The sequence below is a fragment of the Microcystis sp. LE19-41.2A genome (genome assembly GCF_027530405.1).
GTDB lineage: Bacteria > Cyanobacteriota > Cyanobacteriia > Cyanobacteriales > Microcystaceae > Microcystis > Microcystis aeruginosa.
The window spans coordinates 1-9,034 of the sequence record NZ_JAPZQJ010000517.1; the positions used below are offsets into that span (position 1 = coordinate 1).

Annotated in this window: 3 protein-coding genes and 1 pseudogene; 3 read left to right on the top strand and 1 reads right to left on the bottom strand. The window is 45.2% G+C overall.

Annotation, left to right across the window (positions count from 1 at the left end; genetic code table 11):
• A pseudogene (locus O9290_RS21845) lies at nt 1-211 on the top strand (lipase family protein); the annotation flags it as partial.
• Between the two features lie 21 nt (nt 212-232).
• Here O9290_RS21845 and O9290_RS21850 read toward each other — a convergent pair.
• Nucleotides 233-838, bottom strand: coding sequence for a hypothetical protein (locus O9290_RS21850; protein ID WP_002759942.1), 606 nt, complete (start codon nt 836-838; stop codon nt 233-235).
• Between the two features lie 643 nt (nt 839-1,481).
• Here O9290_RS21850 and O9290_RS21855 point away from each other — a divergent pair.
• Nucleotides 1,482-7,961, top strand: a complete 6,480-nt coding sequence (locus tag O9290_RS21855) for a jacalin-like lectin (protein WP_288059450.1) — start codon at nt 1,482-1,484, stop codon at nt 7,959-7,961.
• 169 nt (nt 7,962-8,130) lie between these two features.
• Nucleotides 8,131-8,787 carry a DUF1906 domain-containing protein gene (locus tag O9290_RS21860; RefSeq protein ID WP_288059452.1) on the top strand — a complete coding sequence of 219 codons (657 nt, stop codon included), beginning with the start codon at nt 8,131-8,133 and terminating at the stop codon, nt 8,785-8,787.
• Nucleotides 8,788-9,034 lie beyond the last annotated feature (247 nt).

The following is a 9,034-nucleotide window of genomic DNA, read 5'->3' on the forward strand; positions in this document are numbered from 1 at the left end:
TCCCAGCACTTTTGCCATGAAAGGTGAATGTGGCGTTTTTCCTCAACCGCAAACAACTCCCCTGAAGCAATTTCTGCAAGAAGCCTATTTTCAGCATATCCAAGCTTATTTCAATCTTCTGGAAATTGACTGGCCGCTGACAGAAAATGTGGCTAATGCTCTCACGCTAACGGATCAAGATTTAGATGATATTGCCACTAAGTTAAGCTAATTATTCTATACTACGAACAGATTACCAAGCTTTAGGCTGAAATTGAGGATCGTTTAAAATAATTACATTGTCTCCTGACTGAGCTAAGACAAATAATCCTTGACGATAAGCATAAAGAGCAATATCGTCGGGGACAACCATTCCGGCTACCGCTCCTAATGCTTTCAGATTCTGGTAACGAGGCATTAATCTTTTGAATTTTTCTAGTCGCTCTAAATGTTCGTCAACATCGCTTTGAGTCAGTTTACTTTTCACTTCAATTAAGACGGCTTCGGTATTATTAACTACTAATAAATCTATTTCGAGTCCCCCTTCGGGGCGTTGGGCTGACACTCCTGAGTATAATTCATGAACATCAAGCCCTCTTTCTTTAAATAATCTTACCGCGGCGGGACGAATTTGCCATTCGACAAATTCTCCCAAGCGATTTCCGAGTTTTCCTAGCTGTTTATCAACTCTCTGGCTTTGCTCTTTTAAAAGTCTTTCTGTTTCTTGAAAACGGCGATCGCTTTCTTGACGTTGTTCTCGCATTAAACGTTCTGTTTCTTGAAAACGGCGATCAGTTTCTTTTTGAGCTTCGACTAATTCCCCTAATAAACGCCAGACATCATCAGCGGTTGTGGCCATCAGATTTTCCCCTTAGATTTTTATTTCAATTATTATTCTACCAAGCTTTAGTCCGACATTGTGTGCTTAGGATTTCTTGGTCTTAAAATTATTTTTTTGAGACTTTCTTCTGGCTTGTGACAACTAGGTTAAATAAAGTCAACATTCCCACTGGATAAATTTGTAGAAGAACAAAGAAGAGGATTAATTGCCTAAGAAGGGCAATGTAAAGATTGGTTAAATTTTTTACATCGGCCACTTGACAGGGGGGGGATTGTGTATTCCGTTATTATCAACTATTGGAGTTATCGCAGGCAATAGGGAAAAAAAGCTTAAGCTTTGTGGGAATTTGCCGCACCCTACTTATCCTTAACAATAGGTTTACTGCTATAAGTTTTGACCCAACAGGAACTAATTTCCTGTTCAATCGTTCTTAATAAATGAATCCTCAATTGAGTCACGTTTGTTATTGAAGATAATCGATGATTCAATTACCCAGGATTGTTCAATATCTGCTCAATATAGCAGGTGACAAGGGGAAAAAAGCTTAAGCTTTGTGGGAATTTGCCGCCTCCTAGTTGTCCTAGCTGCCTTGGCGGTTGCCAAGTAGAGAAAAGCCAGATTATTTAATTTCAACTCAATCCGTATTAGGAGAATTTTTGTCATGGCTGCGCTTGCAAATATGAATCTTATTGGCGTTCCTCATGCCGTTGAATTAATCAGCGGTATCGGCGTTGGTTTTAATTGTTTTACTGGCAAGCAGATGACGAATGCTTTGGCAGCCAATCCAACAATTCAAAACTTAGGCACTAATTCCCAAAGTTTTTTTAAGATTTGTTATTCGGCTGAAGATTTTAATAATACCGTTACCAATTCCTTAGGCGTTTCGGCGCAGATTAGCTTAAAAAAAGCCAGCAATGATTCCAGTTCTGGTTCCGATTCTAGTTCTGGTTCCGATTCTGGTTCTGGTTCTGGTTCCAGTTCCGATTCTAGTTCTACCTTTAGCGACCCTTCAGTAAGTTCAACTCTGAGCCTATCTAATGCCTTGTCTATCAATGATACTTCCGTCAGTGTTATTGTTTATGCACGGGTTGAGAACATTCATCAGGCGCTGAGTCAATGCCAGTTAAACAGTAGCATTACTGTACCGACAACGCCAAGTGAATGCTTGAACTTTTATCAACAGTATGGCGATAGTTTTGTGTCTGAATTGACGGAAGGGGCGGAGTATGTGGCAGTTTTTGTTTTTTCTTGCCAAACCAAAGAAGACCAGCGCAGTTTACAGGCGGCATTGACAGCACAGGTGACAGTGAATGTTTGTGATCATATTTCGCCAACGCTGGGCGCTAATTTGACTGCTGGCATAACAGAAACGCTGAACAATACCACCGTGCGTTGTCAGATTTATCAATCTTTAGTTGGTAGCAGCGCTAGTTTGCCGACCTTTGCCAATAGTTCAGATGTGAGTCAATTTGTCTCTAATATAGTTTCAACTGCACAAAACTTGAACGCCAATACGCCAGTGGTGTTTGATTTTGCGGTAACTGGCTATGAAACCCTGTTTGGCAGCAGTTTAAGCGCCTCGTTTATGAATATTGCGGCTAACCGACAGATTTATCTTGATTGTATTGCTCCGACCCTGACAAGTTTAGGGTATCTTGCCAGCAAATATCAGTGGATTGCTACTGCGTATCAGGCTTATAAATATAGCGGCGATACCACGTTTAGCACCAACCAAAAGCAGTTAAATAGCGATATAAGTAACGTCAATAGCTGGATTAGCAGTATTGCGGCGAACCCAACACAAACGCCGAGCATTGCTAGTTCAATTAATCCGCCACTGAGTTTAATGAACGGCATACCGGTATTTAATTATTTAGTACCGACGCAACCGCTGTTTGGGGATACCAGTAACGAGCCGTTTCAGGATATTGATGTCGGCTCTGAGGTGAGTACCTCGAGCAGCACCAGTACCAGCACAACAGCGCTAAATGCAGGGATTAATGGCTCAATTTATGGTCATAACAGCCCAACCGCTTCGGGTACTTATTCGCAAGCCACCAGCCAAACTACGGGCATAGCGACGGCGATATCGAATATTCCGGTGCTTTATATGATTACCGTTTGGGGCAATAACAATGTCGCCCAGTTTTATGCCTCTTACAACACACTAAACTATACTCATCCATTTGCTCATGGTGCTGCTAATGTGTCTTCATGTAGTGGCGCAACCCTGTTTTTAACTGCTACTAATCAGGATGATGGTGTCGATAGCTTGAAGAATCAGGTGTATATCGACAAGATGAGCGGTCAAATCTCCAACGGCGTGATTACTCAGTTGAGTTTTACCGACAGTGCTAGTCACAGCATCACCCAACCGACAAGCACCAGTGGTAGCAGTTTTAGCTGGAGTTTGCCAGCAGCAGCGACGCTGATTGGCTTTCAGGGTTATTGCAACAGCAGTAATCTCCTCGGCTTGCAGCCAATTTGCATTATCGTACAGCCAGCAAAATGGTTAGCGCCATCGATTGAGACGCAACCGTTTGTCAATACGCTGCCAGTCAGCACCTTGGGCGTGGGCTATAATTCTTTTCTTGGCAGTGCTTTGCCGAATTCCGCACTAAACAGCAGCGCCTGTACCAGCGTTGACCAGGGGGCGCAAAGCGAAGTCATTATGAAAATTTGCGCCAGTCGCCAGTCATTATCGGAAACTTTGAGCAAAACCAGGGGATTTTCCATTGGCATACCAGGCTTTAAATTGAGTCACACCAAAACCAAAACCAAAACCATCCAAGTAACCGATACCGATGTGACGCTGGTGCTGATTACCCGTGTGGTGACATCGAGTCCGGTTTATACGCAATGCAACCTATCTCCCACGTTGGCTAATTTAACCACAGAGCAATTGTTCACTGAATATGGCGATTCATTTGTCTGCGCTACGGTTAACGGCGGATTGTATGTGGCGGTATTTGTGTTTCAATGCGATAGTAGCGCCGTACAGGAAACGGTGCAAAAAACCCTGAGTGCCAGTGCGTCGATTAAATCGGCCTCTCTCGATGCCAGTTTAAGTTCCGATGTGAGCAATGCCCAAAGTTCCAAAGGTGTTAATCTGATCTGTTACCAACAGGTTATCGGTAGCAGTAGTTTCTCTTTACCAAGTATGACTGGCAATGCCGAAACCGATGCGGAGGCTTTGGTGCAGACGGCCAGCCAGTTTTCTGCCAGCCATGTAGATACGCCTTGGCTGCTGTCATTTACCACGATGGGCTATGAAGGGCTGTTACCCGCCTCGGCTTTGAGCAGCTTCCAACCGATAGTTACCAACCGCCAGACTTATCAACTACAAGTCGCGCCTACTCTGACGCAGCTTTATGGCATTTGGTCTGAGATTGAGAACATCCTCCAGATTTATACGACTTACAATTACTACGCAGACCCTAATATTGGCTTTCCCATCAGGGGACAGCAACAAATGGTCTATAACGCGATCCAAGAATTGACCGCCTGGCTGACTGATGTTGCCGCCAATCCGCAACAGGCCGCTACCTCCCCTACTGACGGTTCCTGCGATCCCCTTGACATTATTGCCAAAGGGACTCCCAGCCTTAATTACAGCATAACCATCACCCCCTGTAACAGCAGCAGCAATCGATTATCGCCGCTGTGGGGCAACAATAATTCGGTGTCCTTTCAGGATATTTGCGCCGGACAGCCATTTTTCAACAGTAATACAGCCTTTAATGGCAATTATCCAGCGAACAGTACGCCGACACCACTTTGTTTAAAAGACTTGCCCAAGATCGCTGCTGTTCAGTTACATGGCGGCGATTATGTTGATCAGCTATCAACCATTTACAGTTATCAGGCTGGGGCCCAAACCTTTAGCCATGGCGGAAGTGGTGGCGGACCTTGTTTTAATCTGAATCTAGCCGTTGATGAATTTATCAGCAGCGTTAGTGGGACTTGCGGCGATTATATCAATCAACTCACATTCCAAACCACAAGCTCCCAAGACTATACGTTCCCGCTATCACCCTCCAGCACTGGTAACACAATTAGCTGGACTGCGGCAGATAATCAAATTTTGCTAGGTTTTCAAGGTTCCTCCGGCGATTATCTCAATCAGTTGCAATTGATTGTCCTGAGTCTCAGTCCAGCCAAATGGGCAGCCCCCCTACTGGATGACCTCTCCTCCCCCTTGCCTTGTCTTCCCATCACAACCGTGGGAATTGGCTTTAACAGCTTTAGCAACAGCGCTATGCCCAATGGTGCCTTGGATTTATCATCCCTGACTATCGGCGATCAAAACGCTACTGGCAAGCAGTGGTATCAAGTCTGTTCCTCTGGTGAAAGTTTGTCAAAGACGCTGAAATATGCGATCGGCGGCGGTGCTGACGATGATTCCTTCCATCGTAAAGTTACGCGCACGGCGAAGGTGAGCAATCTATCCGTAACGGTGGTGATCTATGCCTCCCATGAAAAAACCAGCCCGATCATTAATGGCACACCGCAATTAAGCAGCAGCGCACAAAGCTTGTTTAGCAGTTCACCGACGCAGTTTTATAGTGCCTATGGCGATAGCTATGTCTCTTCGGCAGTGTTGGGTATGGAATATATTGCCCTGTTTGTTTTTGAGTGCAGCACTGTTTCGGAACAGCAATCAGTCCTCAACAGTTTAAGCGCTCAGGGAGTGGTGCCAAGTGATCCGCCCATCACTTTAAGCGCTAATCTTGCCAAAAATATTACTCAGGCGGTGTCTTCACTAACCCTTGATTTCTACGCTTACCAGGTGATACGCGGCAGTGATACGCCCCTGCCCAATCCATTTAACAGCACCGGCAGTTCCAGCAGTTCCAGCAGTTCCAGCCAAGGCGCAGCACCGTTAATGAAGGCCTTGAATCCTGAAATCAGTAAGTTATCCCTTCCCTACGCCACCAGCAGCACCTCGACCAGCGATCCTGCTAACAGCGTCACTGTAACCAATGTAATCCAAAGTCTCCTGGCATTTGCCCATGGCTTGAGTGCCAATAACGTTACTGGTTCAGGCATCGCCCTCAGTTATACCACCGCTGGTTATGAGAATCTGGTTAGTGAAACCAGTAACTGGCAATTTCTCGCCAGTAATCGCCCAGTCGCTGATGCCATTAACAGCTATCTGGGTACTCTGGCCACCATCAATAACCAGATGCAGATTGTTGACGATTTGTATCAACGTTATAACTACACTGGCGATGCCACTTTTGCCGCAAACTGTGGGCAGTTGAAAAGTGATTATCAGGCGTTGCGATCGCAACAGATTAGTTTGTTTCAAAATCCGTTTACTGCCTCCTCCTACCCAACACAACCTCAAAGTATTACTAATGGTGTACCTACGGCTAACTGGTCAATCGTTACCGGACCAATCTGGGGTAATGATGCAAGCGCCGATTTCTGGGATATTAACAGTTCAATCGCGATCGGCTGCGAAACCATCAATGGCAGTACTGTAACCACAGCAACGAGCAGCAACAACAGCAGTAACCCGACACCACTCCCGTTGAGCCAACTACCGCTGTTGATTTCTGTTTCAATTTGGGGTGGTGATTATGTCAACCAAATTGGCACAACTTACCAATCCCTCAACGGGACCCAACAGTTTGCCCATGGCAAAGGCACGGTGAATGCCTGGCCAGCACTCAACTTGAGCAAAGGAGAATTTATTACCGAAATCACTGTCATCTATGGTGATTATGTGAACGCAGTTCAATTCAGCACCAACTATGGCCAAACCTCCTTGCTTGCACCTGCCAGTTGTGATTCAGCTTCCGTTGCCACTTGGAGTGTTCCTGGGAACTGCACTCTCATCGGCTTTCAAGGCAGCAGCGGCGATTATCTGAATCAATTGCAACCGGTGTGTCTGAGTTTTTCGCCTGCTAGTTGGTCGTCCATATCTGTCAATCTCAATCAGATTTTGCTCACGCCTTTTCCATACACTCAATGTATCGCGGCAATGACTTTTCGTTCTGTTGAGGGTGTAACAAATGAATTGGATAACTATAATTTTTTCGTCTCTGCTTACCAAAGTGGCATCTCAGTTGGTCAATTTTCACCGAATCCAACCCCGCCAGATTATGTTTTACAAGTGGTGAGTAATCTTGATAATAATGGTAGCGGTACCACGGCTCTTGAGTTTCTGTTTGATCAGGGCAACCCTGGGTTTACCCCACCCTACTATTTCGTTTCCGGATCTTACGCTGGCAATATTTGGCTCAACAGCATTACTCCCGCTACTACTGGGCAATTTACAAGCAGTAATGTTACGACTCAGATCTCTGAACAAAGTGAACCCGATGCAGCAATTGCCGGACTTTTTTATTATGCCGTCACAAGCTATCTCTATGTAGCAGCGTCTAATGGCAACCTCTACTGGTATTCAGTCGGTTGGGCTAACGGCGTACCGAGCTTGTCTTATGTGGGTTCAAACAAATCTTATACGGTGGAAGCTCCGGTATCTCTGACCTTTTTCCCTGCGGGGACACTAACTAATTATGATTGTCTGCTACTCGGCGGGTGTGCGGCCACGGGGGTTGTTTTCAACGCCAAAAACCCATCTTCAACTCCTACCCTTTACGGGTATGACGGTGGATGTAATGCAACTGACGTTTGTCAAGGACCAAAAGGCATTTACTGGGCAACCCCGGCTGGCGGTTTACACTATCAACCCTATAGTGGTTTCAATGCCTCGTTAAGTCCTATTTGGACAGTACCCAGTGGACAGGTCATTTTATCTTTGGCCTATTCACCCAACGCCGGTAATGCAGATCCGGGAAATTATCCAGAGGGAGCAATCTTTATTGCCACGGCTCCGTCCAACCCCTCTAATTCCTCTATGGGCAGTATCTGGGTTGTTGATGTCAGTAATAATACGGTGGGCAATGCCGCCCAACAGGATGCAACTATCTCAGGGTCCCCTTGGGCGATCATTGCTGATGCCAATCTGAATTATATGTGTGCAACTGGTTCAGGTGGTGTTTTTCTGAGTACCTTGGCGGCTGATAATCCACAATCAAAGATGTTAGTTGCTAATGTAGTGTCTCCTGTTGCAGGGAATTCCTCGTCCACTGATCTTGTTTCCGGTGCCCCCTTGGCTTTTACACCATGAGATTCTGACACCACATGATGAATGTCTATTGTCAGGCATAATCAGTGGAGTGGTTGGGTTTGGTTACTCAACCCAACCTAAGAAACTAACCAGTACTAATTTCTTGCTCGATCGTCATTCATAAATAAGTCATCAATTTAGTTGAATTTTGCTCAAGGAGACATCAACTATGACTCAATTACCCGGAATTATTCAAAGTGCGCCCAATCAATCTTTGGGGTTTGATGCTGATTCTGTAATTACCAAAGCTACCGCCCAAAAATTTGCCAGTCAGGGTTACAAATTTTGTCTCCGTTATCTTTCCTTAGGTGCAGGAGAAGCGCCAGGAGATTTAACCTACGAAGAAGCTCTTGGCATTTTACAAGGAGGACTGGCATTAATGCCTGTGCAGCACGTTTCTTCCCCTGGTTGGGTTCCTTCCGCCCAATTGGGAACAACCTACGGCGATAATGCGGCAAATAATGCAATTTCAGTGGGGTTTCCCAGGAAAGTAAATGTTTGGTTAGATCTGGAAGGAATTAGTTCTGAAGTTTCAGCCGAAGCGGTAATTCAATACTGCACAAGTTGGTATAATGCTGTCGCAGGCGCGGGTTATTTACCCGGGTTATATGTGGGGGCTAATTCGATTTTGAATAGTCAGCAACTCTATGATTTGCCTTTTCAACATTATTGGCAATCAGAAAGTACCGTTCCCCCGGTGGCGGTTCGTAGTTATCAAATGGTACAGTCTTACGTTGGTGAACCAGTTAATGGCATTGGCATTGACCAAGATATTACCTACATTGATAAGGAAGGCGGTGTGCCTCAATGGTTAATTTTAACCTAAGTTTAATCTTTGGATAATTGACTTGACGGGCAGGTATCTATACATTGATGTTATGCCCTATACTATATAGGGTCTGCTGAAAAAGTTTTTCCTGGGGGTAGGAGTCAGGAGTCAGGAGTCAGGAGCCGGTCGTTTCAGGCTTTGTTGCCCTTGTTTTTTGTACCAAGCGATGTACTACAAGAAGGATAATGCAAGGTTTTTGAAAGTCCCAATCCTATTTTCTTGCACTAACATCGGACTTTAACAG

Excerpts from the sequence above, each read along its gene's own strand:
- O9290_RS21860 (WP_288059452.1), top strand. The coding sequence starts at position 8,131 with ATGACTCAATTACCCGGAATTATTCAAAGTGCGCCCAATCAATCTTTG.
- O9290_RS21855 (WP_288059450.1), top strand. The coding sequence starts at position 1,482 with ATGGCTGCGCTTGCAAATATGAATCTTATTGGCGTTCCTCATGCCGTT.
- O9290_RS21850 (WP_002759942.1), bottom strand. The coding sequence starts at position 838 with ATGGCCACAACCGCTGATGATGTCTGGCGTTTATTAGGGGAATTAGTC.